The 26,150-nt window shown below is 44.8% G+C and carries 21 protein-coding genes and 1 tRNA gene; 2 read left to right on the top strand and 20 right to left on the bottom strand.

Annotated elements, in window-relative coordinates:
* Positions 1–79 precede the first annotated feature (79 nt).
* The 5 genes from R1T43_RS02645 to R1T43_RS02625 form a co-directional block, all read right to left on the bottom strand.
* On the bottom strand, positions 80–1,279 hold the full coding sequence (locus R1T43_RS02645; RefSeq protein WP_317352591.1) for a hydroxymethylglutaryl-CoA reductase: 1,200 nt from the start codon (positions 1,277–1,279) through the stop codon (positions 80–82).
* A gap of 303 nt (positions 1,280–1,582) precedes the next feature.
* Complete coding sequence (locus tag R1T43_RS02640) at positions 1,583–3,166, bottom strand: NADPH cytochrome P450 oxidoreductase family protein (protein ID WP_317352589.1); 1,584 nt, start codon at positions 3,164–3,166, stop codon at positions 1,583–1,585.
* 39 nt (positions 3,167–3,205) lie between these two features.
* Positions 3,206–4,039, bottom strand: coding sequence for a DUF4198 domain-containing protein (locus R1T43_RS02635; RefSeq protein ID WP_317352586.1), 834 nt, complete (start codon positions 4,037–4,039; stop codon positions 3,206–3,208).
* A 19-nt stretch (positions 4,040–4,058) separates the two neighbouring features.
* Positions 4,059–4,589: a DUF2271 domain-containing protein gene (locus R1T43_RS02630; protein WP_317352584.1), complete on the bottom strand. Its 531-nt coding sequence runs from the start codon at positions 4,587–4,589 to the stop codon at positions 4,059–4,061.
* Between the two features lie 36 nt (positions 4,590–4,625).
* Positions 4,626–5,225: a PepSY-associated TM helix domain-containing protein gene (locus tag R1T43_RS02625; RefSeq protein WP_317352581.1), complete on the bottom strand. Its 600-nt coding sequence runs from the start codon at positions 5,223–5,225 to the stop codon at positions 4,626–4,628.
* A gap of 158 nt (positions 5,226–5,383) precedes the next feature.
* Here R1T43_RS02625 and R1T43_RS02620 point away from each other — a divergent pair, with 158 nt between their 5' ends.
* Positions 5,384–5,506 carry a hypothetical protein gene (locus R1T43_RS02620; protein WP_317352579.1) on the top strand — a complete coding sequence of 41 codons (123 nt, stop codon included), beginning with the start codon at positions 5,384–5,386 and terminating at the stop codon, positions 5,504–5,506.
* Positions 5,507–5,706: 200 nt separating this feature from the next.
* Here the strand turns inward: R1T43_RS02620 and tuf are convergent, their stop codons facing one another.
* The 10 genes from tuf to rplK form a co-directional block, all read right to left on the bottom strand.
* Positions 5,707–6,888 carry an elongation factor Tu gene (gene tuf / locus R1T43_RS02615; RefSeq protein WP_013782545.1) on the bottom strand — a complete coding sequence of 394 codons (1,182 nt, stop codon included), beginning with the start codon at positions 6,886–6,888 and terminating at the stop codon, positions 5,707–5,709.
* 63 nt (positions 6,889–6,951) lie between these two features.
* A complete protein-coding gene (fusA, locus tag R1T43_RS02610; protein WP_317352575.1) occupies positions 6,952–9,057 on the bottom strand; it encodes an elongation factor G in 2,106 nt (701 codons plus the stop codon).
* Between the two features lie 27 nt (positions 9,058–9,084).
* Positions 9,085–9,555 (bottom strand): 30S ribosomal protein S7, encoded by a 471-nt coding sequence (gene rpsG / locus R1T43_RS02605; RefSeq protein ID WP_013786325.1) that lies wholly within the window; start codon positions 9,553–9,555, stop codon positions 9,085–9,087.
* Between the two features lie 74 nt (positions 9,556–9,629).
* The gene (rpsL, locus tag R1T43_RS02600) at positions 9,630–10,004 is read right to left on the bottom strand and encodes a 30S ribosomal protein S12 (protein ID WP_013786326.1); all 375 of its coding nucleotides are present in this window, start codon (positions 10,002–10,004) and stop codon (positions 9,630–9,632) included.
* Between the two features lie 307 nt (positions 10,005–10,311).
* Positions 10,312–14,478, bottom strand: a complete 4,167-nt coding sequence (rpoC, locus tag R1T43_RS02595; RefSeq protein WP_013786327.1) for a DNA-directed RNA polymerase subunit beta' — start codon at positions 14,476–14,478, stop codon at positions 10,312–10,314.
* 81 nt (positions 14,479–14,559) lie between these two features.
* Positions 14,560–18,588, bottom strand: coding sequence for a DNA-directed RNA polymerase subunit beta (gene rpoB, locus R1T43_RS02590; RefSeq protein ID WP_211070054.1), 4,029 nt, complete (start codon positions 18,586–18,588; stop codon positions 14,560–14,562).
* Positions 18,589–18,910: 322 nt separating this feature from the next.
* Complete coding sequence (gene rplL, locus R1T43_RS02585; RefSeq protein WP_013786329.1) at positions 18,911–19,285, bottom strand: 50S ribosomal protein L7/L12; 375 nt, start codon at positions 19,283–19,285, stop codon at positions 18,911–18,913.
* Between the two features lie 59 nt (positions 19,286–19,344).
* On the bottom strand, positions 19,345–19,863 hold the full coding sequence (rplJ, locus tag R1T43_RS02580) for a 50S ribosomal protein L10 (protein ID WP_013786330.1): 519 nt from the start codon (positions 19,861–19,863) through the stop codon (positions 19,345–19,347).
* Positions 19,864–20,165: 302 nt separating this feature from the next.
* Positions 20,166–20,861: a 50S ribosomal protein L1 gene (rplA, locus tag R1T43_RS02575; protein ID WP_317352568.1), complete on the bottom strand. Its 696-nt coding sequence runs from the start codon at positions 20,859–20,861 to the stop codon at positions 20,166–20,168.
* Positions 20,862–20,865: 4 nt separating this feature from the next.
* Positions 20,866–21,294, bottom strand: a complete 429-nt coding sequence (gene rplK, locus R1T43_RS02570) for a 50S ribosomal protein L11 (protein WP_013786332.1) — start codon at positions 21,292–21,294, stop codon at positions 20,866–20,868.
* Between the two features lie 247 nt (positions 21,295–21,541).
* Between rplK and R1T43_RS02565 the strand changes: the two genes are divergently transcribed.
* Positions 21,542–21,844, top strand: a complete 303-nt coding sequence (locus R1T43_RS02565; RefSeq protein ID WP_317352563.1) for a hypothetical protein — start codon at positions 21,542–21,544, stop codon at positions 21,842–21,844.
* A 350-nt stretch (positions 21,845–22,194) separates the two neighbouring features.
* On the opposite strand, the gene nusG is transcribed toward R1T43_RS02565, so the two are convergent.
* The 5 genes from nusG to R1T43_RS02540 all read right to left on the bottom strand — a co-directional run bounded on the left by nusG (position 22,195) and on the right by R1T43_RS02540 (position 26,016).
* Positions 22,195–22,743, bottom strand: a complete 549-nt coding sequence (gene nusG / locus R1T43_RS02560; protein WP_013786334.1) for a transcription termination/antitermination protein NusG — start codon at positions 22,741–22,743, stop codon at positions 22,195–22,197.
* Positions 22,744–22,754: 11 nt separating this feature from the next.
* Complete coding sequence (gene secE, locus R1T43_RS02555) at positions 22,755–23,126, bottom strand: preprotein translocase subunit SecE (RefSeq protein ID WP_211070060.1); 372 nt, start codon at positions 23,124–23,126, stop codon at positions 22,755–22,757.
* A 58-nt stretch (positions 23,127–23,184) separates the two neighbouring features.
* Positions 23,185–23,261 (bottom strand) — tRNA-Trp (locus R1T43_RS02550).
* Positions 23,262–23,471: 210 nt separating this feature from the next.
* On the bottom strand, positions 23,472–25,313 hold the full coding sequence (locus R1T43_RS02545) for an ABC transporter ATP-binding protein (RefSeq protein ID WP_317352558.1): 1,842 nt from the start codon (positions 25,311–25,313) through the stop codon (positions 23,472–23,474).
* Between the two features lie 88 nt (positions 25,314–25,401).
* Positions 25,402–26,016 carry an RraA family protein gene (locus R1T43_RS02540; protein WP_317352555.1) on the bottom strand — a complete coding sequence of 205 codons (615 nt, stop codon included), beginning with the start codon at positions 26,014–26,016 and terminating at the stop codon, positions 25,402–25,404.
* Positions 26,017–26,150 lie beyond the last annotated feature (134 nt).

Here is a 26,150-nt window from a genome sequence, read left to right as displayed (position 1 = left end):
ATAAACTTACCTGTATCCCGTTACTTTTCAACAGTAATCGTCATTCAACTTAGCGACGCTAATTACTTTCATAGAAAACTTATGGCCGATTACGACCAAACTGATCATGGCTCGAAACCCATTCATCAGCTACAACCGCTGCACCTAAAGATAGCTCGCCGCACAACACGGTTGCAGCAATAATTTCGGCTAACTTATTAACGCCGCCTTTACCATAACATCCTAGCGTTTCTAAACACTCTCGCTGGGTAGCTAACCCAGTACCACCACCATACGATGCCACTACGAGTGAGGGAATAGTAATAGAGAAATAATAATCACCGTTCGGGGTGATTTCGCTGTAGGTATACCCTGCTGATGATTCGGCTACATTTGCGACATCTTGACCACAAGCGATAAACAAAGCGGTAATACCATTGGCAAAGTGGGCTCCATTGCTCACACTGCCAGCAACAAATGCCCCCATGTTAGACAACTGGCGTTGCTTGAATAATGCTTCAGGTGAGCAATGCATTAACGATTTCATCAAATCAGCAGGGATAGTGGCTTCGGCTACCACTCGCTTACCTCGGGTATGCAGTGAATTTACAAAAGAATGTTTTTTGTCGGTATCTAAATTACCCGATAGAGCAAAGTGTTCAAGCCCTTCAATATGCTGCGCTTGTATCCATTGACAGGCATGTCGCGTGGCCTTGCTAACCATGTTCTGCCCTGCCGCATCGCCGCAGGTAAAGTTAAAGCGTAACCATCGCATTTTAGATACGGCATACTGCTCAATATCACGAAGCTTGCCTACCGACGTCGTTTCTTCTGTTTTGGCTTTGATCAACTCAAAGTTGTCAGTGACCCACTTCCCGAATGCTAGTGCCGCGCGAGCGTCTTCAAACACAAATACCGGTGCCCGCTGCATGGCATCATCAATGACAGTAGTTTTAACCCCACCCGATTCTGCGGTTAAGCGCATGCCGCGGTTATAGCTGGCAACTAACGTACCTTCTGTAGTTGCCATTGGTACATAGAATTCGCCTTGTGCGGCTACACCGTCGATAACAAGCGGCCCAGCCAACCCGATAGGCACTTGGGCAACACCGGTAAAGTGTTCAATGTTACCTGGCAAGGTATCTGGCTCAATTGAAAACGTACCTACATGACTCATTTCAGCGCCAGTTTTATCTTTCACAAACTGACGTCTTGTTTCCGCCATTTCTGCGCTGTAGTCGTTGGGGGAACTATCTCTTAAGCTTTTGTCATTGGAACTGCCGCGTGGGATCTTAGCCATAACACTTACTTGTTAAATTAATGTTAACTCATTATGTTATGCCTAGTGCTCCCACACAAATCAACCCTATGTATTACTCGTCATAGTTAGCCGCAATAGTTCGTGGTCGTGGTTCGTGGCAATAGCTCGTAGCACTAGCTCTTAGCGCGAGTTCTTAACCTTAGTCTGCAACAAATAGGCACTGGGATTGATACGGTTATTGATATGGATATTGTTAATAGGTCACTTTAGTTGCGGGCGCTTATTAATAGGCAGGCGTATAAATAGTGGTGAAGAGTATAAGGTGTAAATAGCATTTAGATTTTAATAGAGATCTCTATGATACCGTCTTTTTTCGATAAACGTGGAGTACTGCGCTTCACCCAACACATCTCGTAGGGCAGCATCGACGCCTTTACCCATCCCATCAAAATTACCGCATACATAAATTTGTCCATCACGGCCAGTGTAAGGACTAGCATCGCTGTTAGTGCTTTTACTGGAATTAGGGGCTTTACCGGAGTTAGAGCTAATGGTTTTACCAGAACTAGAACCTAGGAACGCTTTTAAGGCCTCGGCCTGTTCTACTATCATATGCTGAACATACTTTTTAGACTCAGTGGCAGAACCTAAAGAAGACTTCGAAAAAATAGTAGAGGTTTTATAAATGCACGGCGCATTGTGAAAGGGTGATAGCGCCTCACTTAAAACGTTATCGAGTTCTGAGTCTCGTTCACCATAAAAAATCCATACTGGACCACTTTCTTTAAGCATGGCTCGTTTAGCAAGTTGAGCCCTTACACCGGCGATTCCGCTTCCCGCTGCTATAAGCACTAAGGGGCATTGGGTATCGGTAATGACCGCATTAGTATTTTTGCGTATTTGTGCATAGGCAGTTTGTTTCTGAAGTAGCTTGTGCGTTAAAAAGCCCGAGCCATAGCCAAGCTCTCCTTTCGCTTTTCGTACCTCTCTTACTACCAATTTTAAATCACCTTCTTCGGGCGCTGACGCTATGGTATACGAACGTCCGACTAGTTTTCTTAAGGGCTTTGTTAAAGGCTTTGTCAAGGACTCGCTTGAGTGCTTAGTCCAGAACTCGCTTGAGGGCTTAGTCAGGAACTCGCTTGAGGGCTCCTTCTCGTGCGCCATATCAGGGTAAATATCAATGATATCTCCCGCTTCCCACGTTATTGGCGCTGCGCCATTCTCATGGGCTGATTGAGGCTGCTTTAAGGTAATTGCATACAAGCCTCGGGTATCGTCTTGATTAAGTTGTTTGCGGTGTGCTAATACCCAAGGTTGAATTTGTTTAGATGGTTCATTTACCAATGATTCAAGGTGAGCTAAATGTTCACCCTTTCCACTATCTAATGTAGTGAGCGAGGTTAATGGCGTGCCGCCAAGTAAGCGCATGTTCTCATAAAGAGAGACTGCAAAACGGCAAAACTGTTTGTATTCTCGACTTCCCAACCCGATAACTTCGAATGACAAGTTTGATAGCGGCGTAGCACCACTCTTTTTTGCTCGCTGCAAAGCATGATAAAAGCGAGTACCTGCATCTGGCGGCTCACCTTCACCATAAGTGCTAACCACAAACAGTGCCTTTGATACATTACCAAGCATTGCAATATTTAAAGAAGCCATGGAAACCAGGGAAATCGCTTCGCTTTCGGCCAGTGCAGCTGCTTTAGCCCGCGCAATCTTTTCGGCGGTGCCAGTTTGGCTAGCATAAACAATCAAGGTTTGGTTTTTACTATCGCTACTATCAACGTTCGTACTATTTTTTTTGTCTGTAGCGACATTTGTCGCACAGCGCTTCTTGTTACTTTTATAAAAAATCACCGCTACCCACAACACATAAAGCGTGATGCTAGATAGTGCAATGAGTAAACGGTGAGTTTCAGTCATGGTACTTTTAAAATATCTCAGTAAATGCTTAAGCTGAGCTTACAGTGGTAGCACTTCAAAGGTACCTGAGTAACTTCCGGTTCTTACCGTTGCTGGCTTTTCAGCTTTATCATCTTTGTAACTAATTTCTACAAAATACATACCTGCTTGTGGCCAGGTAATGTCAATTTGTCCTTCGTTATTTGATGTTACCGAAATCATTTCTTGGTTGTTTCTATAACGCATACCGCCACGCACCACTTCAACTTCTGCGCCTTCTGCTGGCTCACCATCAATAAGTAAAGTAAAGGTAGCGGTTTCGGTAGCAAACAAATCATTAGGGTGAGTTACTGGGATAAGCTCTAAGCCTTCGTTAGTTGGTGTAAATACCTTTTCTGAAGGCGCACCAAGGGTAACGAAGGTTTCAACACGGCGTGAACCTTGAGTCACACTTAAATCGGTCGCTTCTTTAGGTACTGATGTAGCGAACTCTTCTGCGACATAAGGCTTACCGCGACCAGGCCACATTTTACGGTTACCCTCTTCATCTTTCCAAAAAGCGCGTATACCAGAACTGAAAGACGTGATTTTAAAGGTGCCTTCCTCTTCTAATTTCACATCGAAAGTAGTGCGATACTTTCCACGTGCACTATTTTCAGTTTCTATGGTTTCACCACTAGGCGCAGTCACCACTAAATTGTCAGTATTCATTGCAAAATGATCAGGGTGAAAAATAGTGTTTGATATAGCGGCATCAAACGTTACGTATGTTTCTTCACCCGACAGAACTGTTGAGCTTGGCAATAGCCATGCTCGGTGAGCGCTGGCAGAAAATGAAACTGCTAATGTTGCAGCTAACGCAACCAGTGATGTAGTTGCCGATAATTTTTTCATAATGTCCTCTGAGAGTTTATTAATCTTCCAGACGCAATGAAACGCGCCCAATTTCTGATTTGCCTTCCAATGTGACTGGAAGTGCTTGAGCTGATAACGGGAGACTAAATGGAATTGATAACACCTCTCTGCCCCCCACTTCACGAGACGCTTCTACACGAAGGGTATAATCGCCGTCACTTAACTTCGAAAGCGCGCTATTAAGTTGAGTATCGATAACGTGCGCACCCGGGCCTTTTGTTGCACTGGTTAAACCGTCGTAAGGTAAATCTAAACTTCTACCACCACGACGCCACCACTGCCTAAGATCCTTAAGCCATTCTTTACCTTCGTGTTCACGCATATCAACGTCATACCACACCGCGACCTGAGTAGATTTACGCTTGCTGTTTTCTATCCACACAGCCACATACGGTTTGTGATACTCAGCAACATCTAGCTGAGGCAAAGCTATATCAAGCGTTACTGACTGCGCAGCCATAGAGACCGATGAGGCTAACATTAGCCCTAGCGCTCCAGACGCTATCGCAAGTCTATTTCGCACTTTCATTGTTTCACTCCTTTTCAAGTTCACATCCCCAAACCGCTAATGCACAAATAACAGCAAAATGACAAATGGGATTAATACGCCCAGAACAGTTACAGGCCAGGTGGATGCTCTACTTGATGCATGACGCATAAGTAACTGCAAACCTGTGACACTAAAAATAATGCAGGCAACAGCAAACACATCAATAAACCACGGCCACACTGCTCCGGTATTCCTACCTTTATGAAGATCGTTGAAATACGAAATCCACCCTCTATCCACGCTTTCATAGGTAACCATTTCAAGTTCGCTGTCTACAGCGACCCAACTATCAGTGCCCGGCCCAGGCCACGCGGCATAAAATTCGATACCGTCCCATTCACCCACCACCGAAGCGGGGATAGCAACATCATATTTATCAGATACGAAATCCACTAAGACATCAGGAATAACAGCTTCACCTTCTGGCAAAGCCACAAATTCATCTATTACAGATGCAGGCAACGATGCATCTATTTCAGTTATTTTTTTGTTGGCTGGAATATCAGCAGCGTGATTAAGCGTTATACCCGTTAAGGAAAACAGTAATATGCCGACAAGACACCACGCCCCGCTTATCCAATGCCATTGCCTAATGCTGCCTAATGAGAAGCGCATAGATATTTTGCTATTCCTTATTCAAGGCTATTTCAACGTTCGAGGTGATAGATAATACAGATTTTACACAGTGACTCAATGCAAATGAGATTTATTCTCGCATTTATCGTTACTTCGCGATCATAGTCATTTAACAAGGGTATAAAGGTATAGATGCTATGGCGAAGGATTCAAGTGTAGCCATCAGTAGCATGGATGCTGTAGCGAAAGCCCCATGGATGGATACACTCCGCGTTTCACATGGGCTTCTACTCGCAACTATTATTAATATTCAACGGTAAGCCTTATTCGGCTGTTCAGAAGGAAGGGCTTTGTGCGCCTCGGAAACTCTCTACAGCATGGATGCTGTAGCGAAGGCCCCATGGATGGGTTTACGCCGGGTTTCAGAGGCGCACAAAGCCCTTCCCTACGCCGCAAAATTCCGCGCACAAAAAAGGCGCTCTAATGAGCGCCTTTCTTTAATGCTTTTGGTTTGCTTAGATTAAAGAATCTTAGCTACAACACCAGCACCTACAGTACGGCCACCTTCACGGATAGCGAAGCGTAAACCTTCGTCCATCGCGATTGGTGCAATAAGTTCTACTACGAACTTAAGGTTGTCACCAGGCATTACCATCTCTACGCCTTCTGGAAGCTCTACAGCACCAGTTACGTCAGTTGTACGGAAGTAGAACTGTGGACGATAGCCTTTGAAGAATGGAGTATGACGACCACCTTCATCTTTGCTTAGTACGTATACTTCAGCTTCGAATTTAGTGTGCGGGTTGATTGAACCAGGCTTAGCTAGTACTTGACCACGTTCAACGTCTTCACGCTTAGTACCACGTAGAAGAACACCAACGTTCTCACCAGCGCGACCTTCGTCAAGAAGTTTACGGAACATTTCAACACCAGTACAAGTCGTCTTAGTCGTATCTTTGATACCAACGATTTCTACTTCTTCACCAACTTTAACAATACCTTGCTCTACACGACCAGTTACAACAGTACCACGGCCTGAGATTGAGAATACGTCTTCGATTGGAAGAATGAACGGCTTATCGATAGCACGCTCTGGCTCTGGGATATATGAATCAAGAGCTTCACCAAGTTCGATGATTTTCTTTTCCCATTCTGCATCGCCTTCAAGGGCTTTAAGTGCAGAACCTTGGATAACTGGAAGGTCATCGCCTGGGAATTCATATTCGCTAAGAAGTTCACGAACTTCCATTTCTACTAGCTCTAGAAGCTCTTCATCATCAACCATGTCACATTTGTTCATGAATACGATGATGTAAGGAACGCCAACCTGACGACCAAGTAGGATGTGCTCACGAGTCTGAGGCATAGGGCCATCAGTCGCAGCTACTACTAGGATCGCGCCGTCCATTTGAGCAGCACCGGTGATCATGTTTTTAACGTAATCAGCGTGTCCTGGGCAATCTACGTGAGCGTAGTGACGAGTAGGAGTGTCATACTCTACGTGTGAAGTAGAGATGGTGATACCACGAGCTTTTTCTTCAGGCGCGTTATCGATTTGATCGAAAGCCTGAGCTGAACCACCGTATGTCTTTGAAAGAACAGTAGTGATAGCTGCAGTAAGGGTAGTTTTTCCGTGGTCAACGTGGCCGATTGTACCCACGTTTACATGGGGTTTCGTACGTTCAAACTTTTCTTTTGCCATTTTTCTCGTTTCCTAAGTTAAAAGTCCGACCCAATACGGGACCGGACCGAACCTTCATTTAGATTAAATTCTAGATTCAATAATAGCCTGCGCCACATTTTTAGGCGCCTCAGAATAATTGAAGAACTCCATAGAGTATGATGCGCGACCCTGCGTTTGTGAACGCAAGTCAGTAGCATACCCGAACATTTCTGAAAGCGGCACCTTAGCACGTACTATTTTAATACCTGCTACGCCTTCTTCCATACCTTCGATCATGCCGCGACGACGATTTAGGTCACCAACCACATCACCCATCCAGTCTTCTGGAGTAGTTACTTCAACTTTCATCATGGGTTCAAGCAACACCGGATTTGCTTCTGCGGCGCCTTTTTTGAAACCCATAGAGCCGGCGATCTTAAACGCCATTTCAGAAGAGTCAACATCATGGTACGAACCGTCGAACAAAGTTACCTTTACATCAAGTACCGGATACCCTGCTACAACACCACTTTGCAACTGCTCCTGAATTCCTTTATCAACCGCTGGTATAAACTCTTTTGGTACCACACCACCGGTGATGTCATTAACAAATTCGTAGCCTGCGCCTTCTTCAGCTTGTGGCTCAATACGAAGCCATACATGACCAAATTGGCCACGGCCGCCAGACTGACGTACGAATTTACCTTCAACTTCTACTTTCTTACGAATGGTCTCACGATAAGCAACCTGAGGTTTACCTACGTTACATTCAACCTTAAATTCGCGTTTCATACGATCAACAATGATATCAAGGTGAAGCTCACCCATACCAGAGATAATCGTTTGGCCAGACTCTTCATCAGTCTTAACCTTAAATGACGGATCTTCAGCGGCTAGCTTACCTAACGCGAGTCCCATCTTTTCTTGGTCAGCCTGAGAGCGAGGCTCTACAGCGATAGAAATTACCGGGTCAGGGAATTCCATACGCTCTAGTGTAATGACATTATTCGGATCGCAAAGCGTATCACCTGTGGTCACATCTTTAAGACCAATGGCTGCGGCGATATCGCCTGCACGAACTTCTTTAATTTCTTCACGGTCTTTGGCGTGCATTTGAACTATACGTCCAAAACGCTCGCGTTTACCTTTCACCGGGTTGTATACCGTATCACCAGTATTAACAACACCAGAATAACAACGGAAGAAAGTCAGCGTTCCTACGAATGGGTCGGTAGCGATTTTAAATGCCAGGGCCGAGAATGGCTCGCTGTCGTCTGCATGACGCTCAGCTTCAGTTTCATTTTTATCGTCTAAAACACCCGTAATAGCTTTCACTTCACTTGGTGACGGTAAGTATTCTACTACCGCGTCTAGTACAGCCTGAACACCTTTGTTTTTGAAGGCGCTGCCACAGGTGGCAAGAACAATTTCGTTGTTCAGTGTACGGGTACGTAAACCAAGTCGGATTTCAGCTTCAGTTAGCTCTTCGCCTTCTAAATACTTATCCATTAGTTCGTCAGAGGCTTCAGCAGCTGCTTCAATCATCTCTGTACGATACTTTTGTGCGTTGTCTAAATATTGCGCTGGAATATCTTCATAGGCAAAAGTCATACCCATGTCTTCGGCATTCCAGTTTATGGCTTTCATCTTAATAAGATCGATAACGCCATGGAATTCTTCTTCAGCGCCCATGTTCAATTGAATAGGAACACAGTTTGCGCCTAAGCGTTTACGGATTTGACCCACAACACGCTCAAAATCGGCGCCAGCTCGGTCCATCTTATTGATGAACACGAGACGTGGCACCTCATATTTGTCAGCCTGTCGCCAGACTGTCTCTGATTGAGGTTCAACCCCAGAAGACCCGCAAAACACCACTACAGCCCCATCCAGAACTCGTAATGAACGTTCTACCTCAATGGTAAAGTCCACGTGTCCTGGCGTGTCTATAATGTTTATACGATGCTGATCAAACTGCTTTTCCATGCCTGACCAGAAACAAGTCGTTGCAGCAGACGTGATAGTAATACCACGCTCCTGCTCTTGTTCCATCCAGTCCATGGTTGCGGCACCATCATGCACTTCACCGATTTTATGAGACAACCCTGTATAAAACAGGACTCTCTCTGTGGTCGTGGTTTTACCCGCGTCCACATGAGCCACAATACCAATATTGCGGTAACGCTCAATCGAGGTCTTACGAGGCATACATCTCTCTCAGTTATATTACGTTTATTACCAACGGTAATGAGCAAACGCTTTGTTTGCTTCGGCCATACGGTGAACGTCTTCACGTTTCTTAACCGCAGAACCTTTGTTTTCTGATGCATCAATCATTTCAGCAGCTAGGCGTTGAGCCATAGACTTTTCGCCACGTTTACGAGCAGCATCTACCAACCAACGCATACCTAGGGCATTACGACGAACTGGACGAACTTCTACTGGTACTTGATAAGTTGAACCACCTACACGACGAGATTTAACCTCTACAGTAGGACGGATGTTATCAAGTGCTTCTTCGAATACATCTAGGTGAGCTTTGCTGGTTTTTTCAGCAACAATATCGAGCGCACCGTAAACGATTTTTTCAGCGACTGACTTCTTGCCGTCAAGCATTACGACATTCATGAATTTTGCAAGCAGTTGTGAGCTAAATTTTGGCTCTGGTAGGATTTTACGTTGACCTACGACTCTTCTTCTTGGCATTTCTATTCTCCGTATGAATTCAGGAATTACCCAAAACTCTTAAACTTCAGTTTGGCCTTACTAACGGAGAACCGTTAAGACTTAGGCTTCTTCGCACCGTACTTAGAACGGGCTTGCTTACGATCGTTTACACCTGCGCAGTCTAATGTACCGCGAACTGTGTGATAACGAACACCTGGTAGATCTTTAACACGACCACCACGGATAAGTACTACACTGTGCTCTTGTAGGTTGTGACCTTCACCACCGATGTATGAAGAAACTTCAAAACCGTTAGTTAGACGTACACGACATACTTTACGTAGTGCAGAGTTTGGTTTCTTAGGCGTAGTAGTATATACACGAGTACATACACCGCGTCTTTGAGGACAAGCTTGCAATGCAGCTACGTTGCTTTTTTCAACGGGCTTTTTGCGCGGCTTGCGGACTAACTGGTTAACTGTTGCCATTAACTAGCTCCTGATTAAAAACTACAAAAACCCAATCACTCTGATTGGGTCCATTAAAGCGACTTTTCTAACGTCACTCATTCAATGTTAACACTGTGCTTGTCAGCATTAACTGAGCTCTGATACAAAAAACCGCGCCCATTTTCTTCTGCCTTTTAGAGGTCATCCAAAATCGGGTCGCGGAATATTAATGATCATAGCTCGGCGTGTCAAGCTGTACAAAGGTTAAGCAGCCATTTAACTGCAATCTGTCAGCTTAACATGCCAATTTGTTAGGAGTACGTTAACGTACTCCTACGATCATGCCTTATTCGGCTGAGTCGTCACCGGCGTTAAGCGCTTCGGTTAGTGCCTGTTCTGCATCAGCAGCAGAAACTGACATTTCTTCGATTTCTTCTTTACGACGTTGTGCACGACGTTCATGGTAAGCGAAACCTGTACCCGCTGGAATCAATCGACCCACGATTACGTTTTCTTTCAGACCGCGAAGGTCATCTTCTTTACCTTGAACAGCAGCTTCGGTAAGAACTCGTGTTGTTTCTTGGAACGATGCAGCTGAGATGAATGACTCAGTAGAAAGCGACGCCTTAGTGATACCAAGCAGCTGTGTTTCATACTGCGCTGGGATCTTACCGTGTTTTTCAACTTCACGGTTGGTCACTTTCACGTTAGACACTTCAACTTGTTCGCCTTCAAGGAACTGAGTATCACCAGAATGGGTAATAACGCACTTACGCAACATCTGACGAATAACAACTTCGATGTGCTTATCGTTAATTTTTACACCCTGTAGACGGTAAACTTCCTGAACTTCGTTCACGATGTAGTTTGCTACAGCAGAGATACCACGTAGACGCAAGATATCATGCGGTGACTCAGGGCCATCGGCGATAACTTCACCACGTTCTACTTTCTCACCTTCAAACACGTTAAGTTGACGCCATTTTGGAATCATCTCTTCGTATGCATCACCCTCTGGCGGCGTGATAACCAAACGTTTCTTACCTTTGGTTTCTTTACCGAAACCAATAGTACCTGAAACTTCAGCAAGGATAGCTGGCTCTTTAGGCTTACGTGCTTCAAACAAGTCGGCTACGCGAGGTAGACCACCCGTGATATCACGTGTCTTCGAGCTTTCTTGAGGTATACGTGCTAACACGTCACCTTCGTTAGCAACCTTACCTTCTTTCGCTTCGATAGTGGTAAAGCTTGGTAGGCGAATCTCTTGAAGACCGAACTCATCACTTTCTAGGATAAGTTTAGGTTCTTTAGAGTTACTCTTCGCAAGATCTTTAACTACGATACGCGTAAGACCAGTTAGTTCGTCTTGTTGCATCTCAGTGTTAGAGTCGTCGATGTCGGCGAAGCTAATCTTAGCTGCACGTTCAGTAACGATTGGGTGACTATGCGGATCCCAGTTAGCAACAACGTCGCCAGCTGCAATAGTTGCACCGTCATCCACGCTAAGTACAGCACCGTAAGGTACTTTATAGCGCTCTTTCTCACGACCTTGTTCATCGATAACAGTAAGTTCTGTTGAACGAGAAACAATAACCACTTTGCCGTCTGAGTTACGTACTGATTTTTCATTGTGTAGCTTAAGGCTACCCGCAGTTTTAACCTGAACGCTGTTCTCAGCAGAAGCTCGTGATGCCGCACCACCGATGTGGAACGTACGCATGGTAAGCTGTGTACCTGGTTCACCGATTGACTGTGCAGCAATAACACCCACAGACTCACCGCTTCCAACCATATGTCCGCGAGCAAGGTCACGACCATAACAGTTTGCACACACACCAAAATCGTTATCACAAGTGATAACCGAGCGTACTTGAATTTGGTCAACAGAGTTTGCTTCAAGCATGTCTACTAGCGCTTCGTCTAGTAACACATTACGCTCAACCAATACTTCTGTCGTACCTGGTTTAACTACATCTTCTGCAACTACACGACCTAGTACACGTTCACGAAGAGGTTCTACAACGTCACCACCTTCAATTAGCGGTGTCATCTGAACACCACCGAAGGTGCCACAGTCGTCGTTAGTAATAACCAAATCTTGTGCAACATCTACTAGACGACGAGTTAGGTAACCCGAGTTCGCAGTCTTAAGTGCTGTATCGGCTAGACCTTTACGCGCACCGTGAGTAGAGATGAAGTACTGAAGTACGTTAAGACCTTCACGGAAGTTCGCCGTAATTGGCGTTTCGATGATTGAGCCATCTGGCTTAGCCATCAGACCACGCATACCAGCTAGCTGACGAATCTGAGCGGCACTACCACGAGCACCCGAGTCGGCCATCATATAAACAGAGTTAAATGAGGTTTGCTCTTCTTCTTCGCCATCGCGGTTAATTACGATGTCAGTCTTAAGGTTATCCATCATGGCCTTAGCAACTTTTTCGTTGGCATTTGACCAGATATCGATAACTTTGTTGTAGCGCTCACCGGCTGTTACAAGACCATTTTGGAACTGTTCCTGGATCTCGATAACTTCCGCTTCTGCAGCGTCGATAATATCTTTCTTCGCAGCTGGGATTACCATGTCATCGATACCAACAGATGCACCCGCAATCATTGCGTAGTGGAAACCGGTATACATGATTTGGTCAGCAGCGATTACTGTGTCTTTAAGACCCAGTGTACGGTAACAAGCGTTTAGCAAACGTGAAATCTGCTTTTTGCCCATTGCCTGGTTGATAATTTCAAACGGCAAACCTTTAGGTAGCATAAGTGAGAAAATCGCACGACCAACAGTAGTATCTGTTAGCGTTACTTTCTCAGTCTTCACACCATCTTCGTCAATGTCGTATTCGGTGATACGTACTTTAACGCGTGAGTGAAGTTCTGCGTTACCTGTGCGGTATGCTTTTTCTGCTTCATTCGGGCTGGTAAATACCATTGCCTCGCCTAAGCCGTTCACTTTGTCACGGGTTAGGTAATAAAGACCCAATACAACGTCCTGTGAAGGAACGATGATAGGCTCACCATTTGCAGGTGACAGAATGTTGTTGGTCGACATCATCAACGCACGTGCTTCAAGCTGAGCTTCAATAGTCAGCGGCACGTGTACAGCCATTTGGTCACCATCGAAATCGGCGTTGTAAGCCGCACATACTAGTGGGTGAAGCTGAATCGCTTTACCTTCGATTAGGGTTGGTTCAAATGCCTGGATACCCAAACGGTGAAGTGTTGGTGCACGGTTAAGCATAACAGGGTGTTCACGGATAACGTCATCTAGTACGTCCCATACCTCTGGAGCTTCACGTTCAACCAGCTTCTTCGCTGCTTTGATAGTTGTTGCTAAACCACGACCTTCAAGTTTTCCGTAGATAAACGGCTTGAATAACTCAAGTGCCATTTTCTTAGGAAGACCACATTGATGAAGACGTAATGTAGGACCAACGGTAATTACAGAACGACCAGAGTAGTCAACACGCTTACCAAGTAAGTTCTGACGGAAACGACCTTGCTTACCTTTAATCATATCGGCAAGTGATTTAAGAGGACGTTTGTTAGAACCTGTGATAGCGCGGCCACGACGACCGTTATCTAGAAGTGCATCTACCGCTTCCTGAAGCATACGCTTTTCGTTACGTACGATAATGTCAGGCGCCGCAAGGTCTAGAAGACGCTTAAGACGGTTGTTACGGTTGATAACACGACGGTATAAATCGTTCAGGTCAGATGTTGCAAATCGACCACCGTCCAGTGGTACCAACGGACGAAGATCCGGCGGAAGTACTGGAAGTACAGTCAAGATCATCCACTCTGGCTTGTTGCCAGACTGTTGGAATGATTCAAGCAACTTAAGACGCTTAGTGATTTTCTTACGCTTAGTTTCAGAGTTGATTGAAGGCAACTCTTCACGCATAGAAGCTACGTCAGCATCTACATCTAACACTTTTAAAAGGTCAAATACGGCTTCAGCACCCATTTTTGCGTCAAACTCGTCACCGTGCTCTTCAAGTGCATCCAAGTAATCTTCTTCGTTAAGAAGTTGGCTGCGCTCAAGGGTAGTCATACCCGGCTCGGTTACTACGTAAGATTCAAAATATAGTACACGTTCAATATCACGAAGTGTCATATCAAGCATTAAGCCGATACGAGACGGAAGTGATTTAAGGAACCAGATGTGTGCAACTGGGCTTGCCAGTTCAATGTGACCCATACGCTCACGACGTACTTTAGTTAGGGTTACTTCAACACCACATTTTTCACAGATAACACCACGGTGCTTCAGACGCTTATACTTACCACAAAGACATTCGTAGTCTTTAACTGGTCCGAAAATACGCGCACAAAACAGGCCGTCACGTTCTGGTTTGAACGTACGGTAGTTAATTGTTTCTGGCTTCTTAACTTCACCAAAAGACCATGAACGAATCATGTCAGGTGAAGCAAGACCGATTCGAATATTATCGAATTCTTCGGTCTTATTTTGTTGCTTTAGAAACTTTAATAAGTCTTTCACATTACTCTCCCAGCGGAGTCAGTCTCTAGAACCCGGCGCAAGCGCCGGGCCATCTCTTGTCATAACGTGGCGATTGCCGTGTTACTTCTCTTCCAACTCGATGTTAATACCCAACGAGCGGATTTCTTTAAGTAATACGTTGAATGATTCTGGCATGCCAGGTTCCATTCTGTGGTCACCATCGACGATGTTCTTGTACATCTTAGTACGGCCGTTAACATCATCCGACTTAACAGTAAGCATTTCCTGAAGGGTATATGCTGCACCGTAAGCTTCAAGGGCCCACACTTCCATCTCTCCGAAGCGCTGACCACCGAACTGAGCTTTACCACCCAGCGGCTGTTGTGTAACAAGGCTGTACGAACCAGTTGAACGAGCGTGCATTTTGTCGTCAACCAAGTGGTTTAGTTTCAGCATGTACATGTAACCAACCGTAACCGGACGCTCAAACTCGCGACCAGTACGACCGTCGAACAACGAAATCTGACCGCTTTCAGGAATGTCAGCTAACTTCAACATTTCCTTAATTTCAGATTCACGTGCACCGTCGAATACAGGTGTTGCAATTGGAACACCCTTACGTAGGTTGTTTGCAAGACGTGTAATTTCGTGGTCGGTGAAGTTATCGATGTCCACTTCTTGGTGATTTTCGCCAAGCTCATAAATTTCTTTTAAGAAGTTACGAAGCTTCTGCATCTCTTCATGCTCTTTGAGCATGCGGTCGATTTTCACACCAAGACCGTGAGCAGCCATACCCATATGCGTTTCTAGGATCTGACCGATGTTCATCCGCGATGGTACACCTAGTGGGTTCAATACGATGTCTACCGGCGTACCGTTAGCATCATATGGCATATCTTCCACAGGCTGAATCGTTGAAATTACACCTTTGTTACCGTGACGACCAGCCATCTTATCACCAGGCTGGATATGACGTTTAACAGCTAGGTAAACCTTAACAATTTTAAGGACACCAGGTGCTAGGTCATCGCCTTGTGTGATCTTGCGACGCTTAGTTTCAAACTTCTTATCGAAGTCTTCTTTGATTTCTGCGTGCTGATCAGCAATTTGGTCGATCTCAAGCTGAACGTCTTCGTCGTTTAATGCAATTTCAAACCACTTCTCACGCGGTAGGCTGTCAAGCTTAGCTTGATCAACACCAGAGCGTAGTAATGCGTTTTGTGCACGAGCAAAGATACCGTCTGCAAGAATTTCAAATTCGTCAGTAAGGTCTTTCTTAACCTGACGAAGCTGCATGTCTTCAATTTCAAGTGCACGTTTGTCTTTCTCTACGCCGTCACGGGTAAAGACTTGAACGTCGATAACCGTACCGTGAACAGAGTTAGGCACACGTAGTGACGTATCTTTTACGTCAGACGCTTTTTCACCGAAGATTGCTCTTAATAGTTTTTCTTCTGGTGTAAGTTGAGTTTCACCTTTAGGTGTTACTTTACCTACCAGAATGTCGCCGCCTTTCACTTCTGCACCAATGTAAACAACACCTGATTCATCAAGTTTGCTTAGTGCAGATTCGCCAACATTCGGAATATCAGAAGAAATCTCTTCTGGCCCAAGCTTAGTATCACGAGCAATACAGCTTAGTTCTTGAATGTGGATAGTGGTGAAACGGTCTTCTTGAGCTACACGCTCAGAGATAAGGATTGAATCCTCGAAGTTATAACCGTTCCAAGGCATGAACGCGATACGCATGTTCTGACCAAGAGCAAGGTCGCCCAAGTCAGTAGATGGACCGTCAGCCAATACATCGCCCGCAACAATCGGGTCGCCTACGCTACAAGTAGGACGCTGATTGATACAGGTGTTCTGGTTAGAACGTGTGTATTTAGTCAAGTTGTAGATGTCGATACCTGCTTCACCAGGAAGCATTTCATCTTCTTCTACTTTAATAACGATACGGCTAGCGTCAACATAGTCAACTCTACCACCACGCTTAGCAACTACAGTAACACCTGAGTCAACAGCAATGGTTCTTTCCATACCGGTACCAACAAGCGGCTTATCAGCACGTAATGTAGGTACAGCCTGACGTTGCATGTTCGCACCCATCAATGCGCGGTTAGCATCATCGTGTTCTAGGAACGGAATGATACTCGCAGCGATTGAAACGATTTGCTGTGGAGAAACGTCCATGTACTTGATGTCTTCTTTCGGCATCAAGGTGGTTTCACCACGGTGACGACATGGAATAAGGTCGTCTACTAGCTCACCGTTTGCGGTTAAAACAATGTTTGCCTGTGCAATTGCGAATTGACCTTCTTCAATCGCAGACAAGTAATCGATTTCTTCACTTACCACACCATCAACAATGCGACGGAACGGCGTTTCAAGGAAACCAAAGTCATTGGTGCGTGCGAAACTCGCCAATGAGTTGATCAAACCGATGTTTGGACCTTCAGGAGTCTCGATAGGACACAGACGACCGTAGTGCGTAGGGTGTACGTCACGTACTTCGAAGCCTGCACGCTCACGCGTAAGACCACCCGGGCCTAATGCAGAAATACGACGCTTATGCGTTACTTCTGATAACGGGTTGTTTTGGTCCATGAACTGAGAAAGCTGTGATGAACCGAAGAACTCTTTAACCGCAGCCGAGATAGGCTTAGCGTTAATTAGGTCTTGCGGCATAATGCTATCAAGGTCGCCTAAGCTTAGACGCTCTTTAACAGCACGCTCAACACGTACTAAACCAACACGGAATTGGTTTTCAGCCATTTCACCCACAGAACGGATACGGCGGTTACCCAAGTGGTCGATATCGTCCACTTCGTCTTTACCGTCACGAATCTCGATAAGTTGCTTCATTACTGAAACAATATCGTCTTTATCTAGGGTGCCTGAACCAATCAATTCTTCACGGCCTAAACGGCGGTTGAACTTCATACGACCTACAGAAGATAGATCATAACGCTCATCAGAGAAGAAAAGGTTTTGGAATAAGGTTTCTGCTGCGTCTTTTGTTGGTGGCTCACCAGGACGCATCATGCGGTAAATTTCAACAAGCGCTTCTAGGCGGTTTGTTGAAGAGTCGATACGCAATGTGTCAGAAATGTATGAACCGTGGTCCAATTCATTAATGTACAGTGTTTCGAACTCTTTAATACCAGCTTGGCTAAGTGCCGCTAAGTTCTCAAGCGTTAACTCTTCGTTAGCGCTAACGATAACTTCGCCAGTATCTTCATTTACGTACGTTGCCGCGAATACGCGACCGATTAGATAATCTGCTGGAACTTCAAGTTCAGTTAAACCCGCTTTTTCAAGCGCACGGGTGTGACGTGCAGATACACGACGACCGGTTTCAACAACAACATTACCTTCACCATCAATGATATCAAATGCCGCTGTTTCGCCACGAAGACGATCTGGCACCACTTCCATCATTAACTTGTCTTTATCGATACGTACACTGACTTTCTCGAAGAACGTATCCAAGATTTCTTCTGATGTCATTTCAAGCGCGCGTAAGATGATTGTTGCTGGCAACTTACGACGACGGTCAATACGAACAAACAGGTTATCTTTTGGATCGAACTCGAAATCAAGCCAAGAACCACGGTAAGGAATTACACGTGCATTATAAAGCACTTTTCCTGACGAGTGAGTTTTGCCTTTATCGTGATCGAAGAACACACCAGGTGAACGGTGTAGTTGTGACACGATAACACGCTCTGTACCATTGATAACGAACGTACCGTTCTGAGTCATCAATGGGATTTCGCCCATGTACACTTCTTGTTCTTTAATGTCTTTTACGGTACCTGGCGCAGCGTCTTTATCAAACAATACTAACCGTAGTTTTACTCTTAATGGAGCAGAGAATGTGACGCCACGAATTTGACATTCTTTAACGTCGAATACTGGCTCTCCCAAACGGTAGCTAACATATTGAAGCTCCGAGTTACCTGAGTAGCTTTTTATCGGAAAAACGGAACGAAATGCTGCTTCCAAGCCGTATTGAGCATCGGCGTCGATCTCAATAAACTTTTTGAAAGAATCAAGCTGAATTGAAAGAAGGTATGGAATTTCCAATACCTGTGGGCGTTTGCCAAAATCCTTACGGATACGTTTCTTTTCGCTATAAGAGTAAACCATGGGTTCCTCAGCCTGCTGATTTATGACCCAACCTGCTGCATTATGCATCGCGACGAGTGCTTCAAGCTATGAGCTTCGTGTTGAATTGCGCATAAGCAACAAACTTCCACAACCCTTTTTCGGGGCAATATCACAGCATACAACAAAATTTAACCAATTATTAGTTAACTTGTTGGTTTTATGCTTTTATGTGAAATTTCCGAGGTGCGCATTTAGTAGTGTAGTCAAGGGTTAGAATCTACACACTGTACAGCGCAAAAAGGCTGGTGGTTTAAAAAACCACCAGCCTTGCCGTCTCAGGCAAATAATCTAAACAAATAGATTACTTAACTTCAACTTCAGCGCCAGCTTCAGTTAGCTGTGCTTTAAGTTCTTCAGCTTCTTCTTTGCTTACGCCTTCTTTGATAGCTTTAGGAGCAGATTCAACTACTTCTTTAGCTTCTTTAAGACCTAGGCCAGTCGCTGCGCGAACTGCTTTGATTACTGCAACTTTGTTTGCGCCGAATGAAGTCATTACAACGTCAAACTCAGTCTTTTCTTCAACTGCTGCTGCTTCGCCCGCTGCTGGACCAGCTACAGCTACTGCTGCAGATGCGTCAACACCGAATTTTTCTTCAGCTGCTTCGATTAGCTCAACCAATTCCATAACTGGCATTTCAGCAATCGCGTTTAAGATATCTTCTTTAGTTAGAGCCATGTGGTCTAAACTCCTGGGTTTTTAAAATGTTAAAAAAATCAATATGCCAAAAACGGGAATTACTTCTCGTCTTTGATTGCCGCCAATACGCGCACAAACTTGGTAGGTACTTCGTTGATAGTTCGAACGAATTTCCCAACCGGTGCTTTGAAGGTTGCAAGAAGTTTTGCAAGCGCTTCGTCGCGAGTAGGAAGTGAAGCAACTGCGTCCAATTTATCTGGACCAAGAAGACCACTACCAATAGACAGAGCTGTTACGTTCAACTTATCGTTTTGCTTCGCAAAGTCTTTGAAAAGACGTGCTGCACCACCAGGTGCCTCAACTGAGAAGCCGTAGATAAGAGGACCAGTAAGGGCGCTATCTAAGTCTGCAAATTTACTGTCTGCCAATGCACGCTTAGCTAGAGTGTTACGTATAACCTTAAGGTATACGCCTTGCTCACGAGCTTTTACGCGAAGGTCAGTCAGTTCTGCAACTTCCATCCCACGGTATTCAGCGACGGCAACGGATAGAGCGCGAGACGCAACTTCAGAAACTTCTGCTACGATCTCTTTTTTTGCTGCTAAACCTAGTGCCACTGAGTTCACCTCTTTGTATCTGACTTTGTATACAGTTACCTGTTTACGCCATCAGGGTTCACAGATTGATATCAACATAATTGATGATACCGCTCTACGGTGTTTGTTACCCCAGAGAGTCTGAGTCAAACCACCGTCTGCGCAGGTTGTTTTATTAAGCGATATGTTTAATGTGATAGTTCTCTTACCTCTATCACCACATCGCACCTGCGGTCTTGGACGGGAGTTGCCAATCAGCACTGCTGTATTGACGACTCCAACCCATTACCTTTACAGAGAAGCCGAGTTGCCCCGGCAGGGTATTAAAGACCTACTGAAGCTTTATCTACAGATACGCCAGCGCCCATAGTGGTGCTTAGGCTGATCTTCTGGATATAAGTACCTTTAGCAGAAGAAGGCTTAGCTTTCTTCAATGCTTCTAGTAGTGCTTCAAGGTTCTCTTGAATTTGGTTTGTTTCGAACGCAATCTTACCAATGCTAGCATGGATGATACCGTTCTTATCATTACGGTAGCGAACCTGACCAGCTTTAGCGTTCTTAACAGCAGTTGCAACGTCTGGCGTTACTGTACCCGTTTTAGGGTTAGGCATTAGGCCACGTGGACCTAAGATTTGACCTAGTTGACCAACAACACGCATAGCATCTGGGCTGGCAACAACAACGTCAAAGTTCATTTCGCCTTTCTTCACTTGCTCAGCAAGGTCTTCCATACCAACGATGTCAGCACCAGCTTCTTTAGCTGCTTCAGCGTTTGCGCCTTGAGTAAATACTGCAACGCGAACGTCTTTACCAGTTCCGTTAGGTAGTACAGTTGCACCACGAACGTTTTGGTCAGATTTCTTAGCGTCAATACCAAGGTTTACTGCAACGTCAACGCTTTCAGCGAATTTAGCTGTCGCTAATTCTTTAAGCAAAGCAACTGCTTCGTTGATTTCGTATTCTTTAGTCGCGTCTGTTTTTTCGCGGATAATGCGAGCGCGTTTAGATAATTTAGCCATTCGATTAGTCCTCTACGTTCAAGCCCATTGAGCGAGCAGAACCCGCGATAGTGCGAACCGCTGCATCTAGGTCAGCTGCAGTTAAGTCTGGTTCTTTAGTTTTGGCAATTTCTTCCAACTGAGCGCGAGTAACAGTACCCACTTTTTCAGTGTTAGGACGGCCAGAACCGCTCTTGATGCCCGCTGCTTTCTTAAGCAGGTAAGACGCAGGAGGAGTCTTAGTTTCGAATGTGAAAGAACGATCTTCATAAACCGTAATTTCTACAGGTACCGGAGCACCTTTCTCAAGGCTATCTGTTTTTGCGTTGAACGCTTTACAGAATTCCATGATGTTCACACCGTGTTGACCTAGTGCAGGACCAACTGGTGGACTTGGGTTAGCAGCGCCTGCTGCAACCTGAAGCTTAATAATACCGCTTACTTTTTTAGCCATTTTAAATGCTCTCTTGTTTGGGTATAGCGCCTTGCAAGTACAGAGATTACCTGCTCAATCGGCTTCCCGTTTCCGTTTAAAAGGGCGCGCATTATATAAGGTGTTCAAATGGTATGCAAGTATAAATGTGACTAGAAAACGATCTCATGGTCAGTTTTATTAAATATTCAGGCTTGTCAAAATTAACTCGGCTTTTGTGTGAGTTTCACCAAGCCTTGATTTTAACAAATAAGGATTATTTAATGCTATGAAAAAACTAATCGAATTAAACAAAGAAGAAGTGTCTCAGGTTTCTGGAGCATTGTGGGGAAATGCGTTGGGAGCAATTGCCGGTGGCATAGGAGGTTTCTATGGGTCCATTATTGGTGGTGGTAGAAATGCTACTTTTAGCAGCATTGCGAAAGGAACAATTGCCGGAATGGGCGTAGGTGCATTCAGTCCAGTATCCGGTTTTCGATCACTTGCTACATCTGTAGGTGGGGGTGTGGCTTCAGGTGCAATTGTCAACGTACTTTCAGACGCCGAAGATGCAACATCAACAGATGAATAAAAACTAAGTAAAAAATGGACTATTTCACTAAATTTCTAATCTGGATGATTTGTCTCATCATAGTCAACTTCATTTTAAAGCGCGCTTTAAATATTGGGTTTTGGGATTCTTTTAGTAGTAGCAAAAAAATTTCTAAAAACACGAGCTTAATACTGCAATTTTTATTTTCATTTTTTGCTTTTTTAAGCGTGTTCGTGTGGGTGAATTGACAATCTATTTTTTACAATTCAAACAAAGAAGTAATGATGTTTCACGCACTATTCTCAGATTCCCATAAAAGCTTCTTGCACAAAAAAGCCCCTATAAAGGGGCTTTTTCACATAAAATTGTAGATAAGTAGATAAAAAGGCTTAGCCTTTCTCTACCTGACCGAATTCTAAATCTACCGGTGTAGAACGACCGAAGATAAGTACCGACACTTTTACGCGGCTCTTTTCGTAGTCTACTTCTTCTACCACACCATTGAAGTCGGCAAATGGACCATCTGTAACGCGAACCACTTCGCCTGGCTCGAACAATGTCTTCGGCTTAGGCTTATCAACTGACTCTTCAAGACGGTTAAGAATGGCGTCTGCTTCTTTTTGGGTAATTGGCATTGGGCGATCAGAAGTACCACCGATGAAACCAAGTACACGAGGAACGCTTTTCACTAAGTGCCAAGATTCTTCGTTCATTGCCATTTCTACCAAAACGTAACCTGGGTAAAACTTACGCTCAGATTTGCGCTTTTGGCCAGCGCGCATTTCAACAACTTCTTCAGTCGGAACTAAAATCTGACCAAAGTGCTCTTCCATGCCGTGCATCTTAATATATTCAAGTAACGTTTTTTGAACGCGACCTTCGTACTGAGAATATGCTTGTACTACGTACCATCTTTTTTTAATTTCTTCTTCGGACATACGTTATGCTCCTATATTCCAGTGATAAAGCCTACAACACGAACGATAATGCCGTCTAATCCCCAAAGGATTAATGCCATTACCAACGTTGCCGCAAGTACGATGATAGTAGTTTGGTTTGCTTCTTGACGGGTCGGCCATACTACTTTGCGAACTTCAGTACGCGACTCTTTAGCAAAGCTAAGGAAAGTGCTGCCTTTAACCGTTGATGCTGCAATAAAGCCAGCAATAACCACTACCACTACTGCAGTAACTGCACGATATAATACTGAAATTTCACCGAACACTGTGTTGGCCGTAACCAATCCAGCAAGTAGGGCAAATACCACTACCCATTTAAACATGTCCAATGCATTGGACTGATTTTCCGTCTTTTCGCTCATGTCACGATCCTAGCACTACAGCGTCGTTTTGCTCGCGCTAACACGCGAACTTGTAATTTGGCAGGGGTGGAGGGACTCGAACCCCCAACCATCGGTTTTGGAGACCGCTGTTCTACCAATTCGAACTACACCCCTGTGGTGTTTAACTCACAAATTTTACTTACACTACCCTTGGGAATTCAGCGTCATTTCAATGGAAAGTGCGGTATCGCAAGGGAGGGACGCGTATTATACTCAAGATAACAAACGGCACAAGGTTTTTGTTAACCATGTTGGTGGTAATACCCTCAGTGCAAGTTGTTCTGCAACTTACTGTGCCGTTTAACTCGTTATCTCAGTGAAAAACTATTCCACGCCAATAAAGCCGCCTGTTTGATGTGCCCATAACTTGGCGTAGATACCATTATGTGCAATTAATTCGGCATGTGTCCCCTGCTCTACTATCTGTCCTTTTTCTAACACTAACAATCGGTCCATTTGCGCAATCGTTGAGAGCCTATGTGCAATGGCCAATACAGTTTTTCCTTCCATAACCTTATCTAGGCTTGCTTGAATAGCGGCTTCAGCTTCTGAGTCTAACGCAGAAGTGGCTTCATCTAAGATTAATACAGGTGCGTCTTTCAATAGCACACGGGCGATAGCAATACGTTGACGTTGGCCACCGGATAGTTTCACACCACGTTCGCCCACATGGGCGTCATAGCCTGTCCTACCTTGGCTGTCGGTAAGGGTAAGTATAAATTCATGAGCTTCGGATAACTTGGCTGCGTTTATCATTTCTTCTTCGCTGGCGTTGGTACGCCCATAAAGAATATTGTCACGCACTGACCTATGCATTAGCGAGGTATCTTGGGTCACCATGCTAATTTTAGCCCGCAAGGTTTCTTGGCCTACTTGCGTGATATCTTGCCCATCAATAACAATGCGCCCCGATTGGGTATCATAAAATCGCATCAGCAAATTAACTAATGTGGATTTGCCGGAACCTGAGCGCCCTACCAAACCTACTTTTTCCCCTGGGTGAATAGCAAGTTCTAGGTTAGAAAATACATCAATGGGTTGGTTATCGGCACCTGCGTAGGCAAAGTCTACGTTATCAAATTTAATCCCGCCACCCTGTACGCTAAGCGCTGTCGCTTTAGGCTTATCTTTTACTGCGATAGGTTGCGCTAAGGTATTCATGCCGTCTTGCACCGTACCTAGATTTTCAAACAAGCCGGATACTTCCCACATGATCCAATGGGACATCCCATTTAGGCGAAGAGATAAACTAATCGCAATAGCAATATCGCCAGGTGATGCTAAGTTTTCCATCCATAAATAAACAGACAATGCGCCAATCGTAAAGACCAAAATGGCATTCGACATCTCTACGCAAAATTCTAATACCGTTACTAAACGCATTTGGGGATAAACGGTTTTTAAAAATCCATCCATGCTTTCTCTAGCGTAGTCAGCTTCTCGGCGGCTGTGGGAAAATAACTTTACCGTTGTGATATTGGTGTAACTATCAACTATTCGCCCCGTCATCATAGACCTAGCGTCAGCTTGTTTTTGCGATACCTCTTTAAGTTTAGGTACCAGCATGCGCAAGATGAACATGTACACAAAGAACCACACCACAAGCGGCACAGCTAAGCGCCAATCGGTACTGAACACCAGTACCACCATTGAGATAAAGTAGACGCTGATGTATACCAGTAAATCGAGCACTTTTGTTACGGTTTCACGTACCGATAGCGCGGTTTGCATTACTTTTGTGGCCACGCGACCCGCAAATTCATCGTGAAAAAAGGTTAAGCTTTGGCCTAATAAATAGCGGTGGGCTTGCCAGCGAATACGCATAGGGAAATTCCCCATCAGCGACTGGCGTGAAAATAATGAACGCAACAATATAAAGCCTGGAATCAGCACCAGTACGGTAACCGCCATGCCAATTAAGGTCCATTTTTGTTCAGCTAGAAAGGTCTCTCGATTTTGTTCTGAAAACCAATCTACTAATTGCCCCAAGAAACCGAACAACGCGACTTCAAGCACCGCCACAATGGCACTTAAAATAGAGACGGTCGCGATAACGCCCCACATACCTTGCGTGTAGTACTTACAAAAGGCAACGATACCTGTTGGGGGCTGCCCTGGCGGGGCTTTAGGGAAAGGCTGTGTTAATCGTTCAAAAAATGAAAACATGCAACAAAACTCGTGTCGTTCTACATCAACTTCGTTTAATTACGTCATTCTACACGATATGTTCAATACTCGGGTTTAAAACATCAGCTTACTCATCTTTATAGCCTAAGTTTGTCAAAATGCTCTCTACCTTTTCGCTATGCTGCGCTTGCCACTGCTGAAGATTCATCATTGCATCTTTTTCACCGCGAGCGAAGGCTATAACAAAGGCTTCTTGTGCTTGCGCCTGCGGTATTACCGCAATACCTTCTTCGTCAGCCACAATAATGTCACCCGCATTCACCGTCACTCCGCCACATTGAATAGGCTGATTAAGAGGCGATATACACTTTTTGGCACCTGGCTTAGGCACTACACCAAGGGCAAAGACCGGGAACTGATTTTCTCTGGTTTCTGCCAAATCTCTAATGACACCGTCGATAACAAACCCTTTGATGCCTCTAGACTGTGCAATTGCACACACGTTACCACCAGCCACTGCGAATTTATCATCAGCCTCAACCACGATAATATCGCCTGCTTTTGCGCGATAAATCGCTGCGTGAAGCATAAGGTGATCGCCCGCCTCGCATTTCACTGTGAAGGCTGGCCCAGCAATACGTGGTATAGGTTGCCACAACGGCTTGATTCTATAATCCATAAACTGCTCTCGTGGCAGTGTATCGGCGTATTCACATGGTGATACTGTATCGTATTGCTTCATATTAATTCCTTCAGCGTTAAATGAAGTGCAAAGGCGTGTTGCTATCCCAATGTGACCAATATATCGAAATTATATACAGAAGTTGTTACAAGCTATGTATTTTCACTATAAGTGCTTTTTCTAATGGAAGGAGC

This window comes from Alteromonas sp. CI.11.F.A3, assembly GCF_032925565.1.
Lineage (GTDB): Bacteria > Pseudomonadota > Gammaproteobacteria > Enterobacterales > Alteromonadaceae > Alteromonas.
This window is presented reverse-complemented; position numbering and strand designations above follow the sequence as displayed.

Bases quoted from the DNA above. Each gene is read 5' to 3' on its own strand.
- R1T43_RS02645 (WP_317352591.1), bottom strand. From the start codon at position 1,279: ATGGCTAAGATCCCACGCGGCAGTTCCAATGACAAAAGCTTAAGAGAT.
- R1T43_RS02640 (WP_317352589.1), bottom strand. From the start codon at position 3,166: ATGACTGAAACTCACCGTTTACTCATTGCACTATCTAGCATCACGCTT.
- R1T43_RS02635 (WP_317352586.1), bottom strand. From the start codon at position 4,039: ATGAAAAAATTATCGGCAACTACATCACTGGTTGCGTTAGCTGCAACA.
- R1T43_RS02630 (WP_317352584.1), bottom strand. From the start codon at position 4,589: ATGAAAGTGCGAAATAGACTTGCGATAGCGTCTGGAGCGCTAGGGCTA.
- R1T43_RS02625 (WP_317352581.1), bottom strand. From the start codon at position 5,225: ATGCGCTTCTCATTAGGCAGCATTAGGCAATGGCATTGGATAAGCGGG.
- R1T43_RS02620 (WP_317352579.1), top strand. From the start codon at position 5,384: ATGGCGAAGGATTCAAGTGTAGCCATCAGTAGCATGGATGCTGTAGCG.
- tuf (WP_013782545.1), bottom strand. From the start codon at position 6,888: ATGGCAAAAGAAAAGTTTGAACGTACGAAACCCCATGTAAACGTGGGT.
- fusA (WP_317352575.1), bottom strand. From the start codon at position 9,057: ATGCCTCGTAAGACCTCGATTGAGCGTTACCGCAATATTGGTATTGTG.
- rpsG (WP_013786325.1), bottom strand. From the start codon at position 9,555: ATGCCAAGAAGAAGAGTCGTAGGTCAACGTAAAATCCTACCAGAGCCA.
- rpsL (WP_013786326.1), bottom strand. From the start codon at position 10,004: ATGGCAACAGTTAACCAGTTAGTCCGCAAGCCGCGCAAAAAGCCCGTT.
- rpoB (WP_211070054.1), bottom strand. From the start codon at position 18,588: ATGGTTTACTCTTATAGCGAAAAGAAACGTATCCGTAAGGATTTTGGC.
- rplL (WP_013786329.1), bottom strand. From the start codon at position 19,285: ATGGCTCTAACTAAAGAAGATATCTTAAACGCGATTGCTGAAATGCCA.
- rplA (WP_317352568.1), bottom strand. From the start codon at position 20,861: ATGGCTAAATTATCTAAACGCGCTCGCATTATCCGCGAAAAAACAGAC.
- rplK (WP_013786332.1), bottom strand. From the start codon at position 21,294: ATGGCTAAAAAAGTAAGCGGTATTATTAAGCTTCAGGTTGCAGCAGGC.
- R1T43_RS02565 (WP_317352563.1), top strand. From the start codon at position 21,542: ATGAAAAAACTAATCGAATTAAACAAAGAAGAAGTGTCTCAGGTTTCT.
- nusG (WP_013786334.1), bottom strand. From the start codon at position 22,743: ATGTCCGAAGAAGAAATTAAAAAAAGATGGTACGTAGTACAAGCATAT.
- secE (WP_211070060.1), bottom strand. From the start codon at position 23,126: ATGAGCGAAAAGACGGAAAATCAGTCCAATGCATTGGACATGTTTAAA.
- R1T43_RS02545 (WP_317352558.1), bottom strand. From the start codon at position 25,313: ATGTTTTCATTTTTTGAACGATTAACACAGCCTTTCCCTAAAGCCCCG.
- R1T43_RS02540 (WP_317352555.1), bottom strand. From the start codon at position 26,016: ATGAAGCAATACGATACAGTATCACCATGTGAATACGCCGATACACTG.